Origin of the sequence: Streptomyces sp. NPDC101151 (assembly GCF_044768335.1) — a bacterium.
Classification (GTDB): Bacteria; Actinomycetota; Actinomycetes; order Streptomycetales; family Streptomycetaceae; genus Streptomyces.
On record NZ_JBIWPP010000036.1, the window covers coordinates 11339 to 14641 of the forward strand.

A 3303-nucleotide genomic window follows, 5' to 3' on the forward strand; every position below is an offset into this window, starting at 1 on the left:
CATGCGGATTTCGTCGGCGAGGCCGCCGGTCACTTCGGGTGGTACGACGGTCTGTCCGCGTGCGATGGCGCGGACGGCGTCGACGACTTCGGAGCGTTTGCTGTCTTTGGTCAGAAAGCCTGCGGCTCCTTCTTCGAGGGCGCGGTAGACGGAGGAGCTGTCGGTGAATGCGGAGAGCAGGAGGACGCGTGTTGCGACCTGGTCGCGGACCAGGGCGTGGAGTACTGCGATTCCGTCGAGTTCGGGCATGCGCAGGTCCAGCACGGCGACTTCCGGCAGTTCCCGGCGGATGATCTCCAGTGCGTCGCGGCCGTTCTCTGCCTCGGCCACCACGTCGATGGACCCGCTGAGCTGCAGCGCGCGTGAGATGCCCTCGCGGAACAGAGGGTGATCGTCGGCGATGACCACTTTGATGCGGGCGGGGCTCGGCGTTGCCACGGCAATCCCGACCTTTCGTCTGCGCGGTGCCGCTTTTTACGATGGTCGGCAGAATTTTCGGTGACTCTTGACCCAGAGTATGTGCGGCCTTGCGCCGGGGCCACTGCCGGCCTGTCCGCGTATATGCATGTCCGTGCTCGGGCAACCGGGGTGGCGCGGCGGGGACGGGCCGCGCCTGCCGGGCAGAGTCTGCCGGGCGTGCCGGGCGGGCGTGCCGGTTTTCGCCCCCGGCCGTGCCCGGCCCGGCCGGGGGCCGGCGCAGCGGCCCCGGCCGGACATGCGGGTCACCGGGGCGTCTTCGGTGCAGGCCGTCACCCCGGGCGGCACCCCCCGGGCCGTCACCCCGGGCCGTTACCTCGGGGCGGTATGCCGGGTGCGGCCCGGGGCGCGGCCTGCGCCGCGGGTGGGGGGCGGGCCGGGGCGGGCACAGGGCGTCGCGGGGCGGCGGGCGCCGGCAGTGGGCGGCAGGGGCGGATGGTGGCGGGGCTGTGTGCGCCGGCAGTGGGTGGCGGGGCTGCGGGTGGCGGCAGCGGCGGCAGGGCAGTGGGCGGCAGGGGCGGATGGTGGCGGGGCTGTGTGCGCCGGCAGCGGGCGGCGGGGCTGCGGGTGGCGGCAGCGGGCGGCGGGGCTGGGGCGCCGGCGGCGGGCGGCAGGGTGGCGGGGCTGTGGGTGGCGGCGGTGGGGCGGATGGTGGTGGCAGTGGGTGGCGGGTGTGTGGGTGGGGTGGGTGTCCGTGTGGGTCGGGGTGCGGGTCACCTCAGTGGGACGACGGCTTCGACGGTCGTGCCGCCGGATGCATTGCTGTGGAGGGTGAATACACCGCCCAGGCCCTCGATGCGCGCACGGTGCGAGGCGATCCCGATATGGCCCGATGACAGACTCCGGGCCATGGATTCACGGGATATCCCTACGCCGTCGTCCCGGATCGACAGCCGGACATTTTCCGGGTCGTCCTTCTGCAGGCTCACGACGACGTTCTTCGCGTGTGCATGTTTCACGACATTCTCCAGCATTTCACGGGCCAGCCAGAAAAGCGGCCGGTCCGCGGAGCCCGCGGACGTGATACCGGAACGGACTTCTGCGTGGAATTTGCCCCGCTCGGACGCCTGCTGGGTCAGATGCTGCAGAGCGGGCACCAGGCCTCCTGAGACGAGGACCTCGGGATGCAGGGTCCGTACCGATGAGCGGAGCTGTCTGCTCGCCGTGAAGAGGGCTTCGTCGGCACGGTGCAGCGAGTCGGCCGTGTCCGGGCTGCATGCTGCTTCGTCGATGAAGTGCCGGGCCGCCAGCACGTTCTGCAAGGCCCCGTCGTGCAGCACTTCCGCGATCTTGCGCTGTTCTCTCTCCTCCGCCGCCATAATACGGTCCAGCAGCCACAGCCGGTGCTCCGCCAGCTCCTTTATCGCCCGTACCCTGTGCTGTTGGACGTCCGACAGGAGTACGCAGCCCGCGCAGACCACAAGAATGAACAGGGCATGGATGAGTATGAAATGCCAGTACGGCTGCTGCAGATGCCCCAGGGCGGTGCCGATGACATAACTCATCGCGGCCAGCACGCCGGATGCCGCGGTCAGGACCGGCCGCATCTCGAACGAGGCGAGAACGGGTATGAAAAGAAAAATGTCGGCAGATATCGGCGAACTCCAGTTCGGGTCGGAAAAGTTGCCGGAAACTGCCATCAGTGCGGTGAGCAGAGTCAGGTCGACCAGCGGGTACATCCAGCTCGGGTGCGGCTTGCGTGATCTCCAGGACGTCCACAGCGTCCCGAGGGTCCACGCGGTGTAGACGGCGGCCAGTGCCACCGAGAGCGGCAACTGCTCGGACGGCGGGAAAACCGCCAGGTCCGCGGTGAATGCGATAACGATGGCGATGCGGAGTATCGCCTGCCATCTGAATGCCCTCTGCAGGTGCAGGGCGGGCACTTCGGTCGTGCCCCCCCGGTCCAGCCGGCTGTCTTCTCGAGCGGTCGGGAATGCGTCCCAAAGTGCCATGTCGTCCTCTTGCGGGCAGTCGCCGTGGACTTCGCCGTGGACGTCGCCGCGGCGGAGGCCGGAGCCATTTCACCGTTGCGGTGGCCATTTTATGCCACAGGCGGTGCACGGGGCGGTTTGTCTGTGGCCCCGTGCCAGGAACGAACATCCCCCGGGCCTGCCGGATCCCGCTCCCCGGCTTCGGCGGCCGCCGGGGCATCGGCCCGCCGGATCCCTCCGCCGGGTGCCGGATCACTCAAGGGGCCGCCGCGGTGAGGTGTCGGCCACGCGCCCCAGGACGCCGCAGCCGGCTCCCGGCCCGGGCGGCGCGTCCCTGATGACCAGGCACAACCGTCGCGGCCGCGGCCCGCAGGGCCGCCACGGCGTGCCCCGCCCGCATCCGCCCCCTGCCGCTGTGCCCCCTGCCCGGCGGACGGACGCATCAACCGGCCGCTCCTCCAGCCAGGGGACACCCGGCACCGCCCGGACGAGCTGAACTGAATACGAAAGCTCCTCCCCCCAGAACCACAAGGATTCCTCATGCTGAACACCCGACGTCACATGGCCCGCATCGCCGGAATTACCTGCATCGCCGCACTCGCCGCAGGAACCATCGGTGTGGCCGGCGCCGAGGCCGCGCCCATGATGAAGCACCACGCGGCGTCCCACTCGAGCAGCCACCACCAGCACCACAGCTCGTCGAAGGACAACAGCTCGTCGAAGAACAGCAGCGGATCGAAGAACAGCAGCTCCTCGAAGAACAGCGGATCGAAGAACAGCAACATGCCCAAGGGCGGCAACACCCAGGGCGGTACGCAGGGTGGCGGGAACGGGAACACCCAGGGCGGTACGCAGGGTGGCGGGAACGGGAACACCCAGGGCGGTACGCAGGGTG

The 3303-nt window shown here is 69.7% G+C and carries 3 protein-coding genes; all 3 read right to left on the reverse strand.

From position 1 onward, the window contains the following. Window positions 1-438, reverse strand: a 438-nt coding sequence (locus tag ACIRU3_RS38635; protein ID WP_404066950.1) for a response regulator transcription factor, incomplete at its 3' end; no start/stop codon positions are given. A 752-nt stretch (window positions 439-1190) separates the two neighbouring features. After that, entirely contained in the window at window positions 1191-2429 is a 1239-nt protein-coding gene (locus tag ACIRU3_RS38640) for a sensor histidine kinase (protein WP_404066952.1), read from the reverse strand. A gap of 536 nt (window positions 2430-2965) precedes the next feature. Continuing rightward, window positions 2966-3199, reverse strand: a complete 234-nt coding sequence (locus ACIRU3_RS38645) for a hypothetical protein (protein WP_404066955.1) — start codon at window positions 3197-3199, stop codon at window positions 2966-2968. Between the last annotated feature and the right edge of the window lie 104 nt (window positions 3200-3303).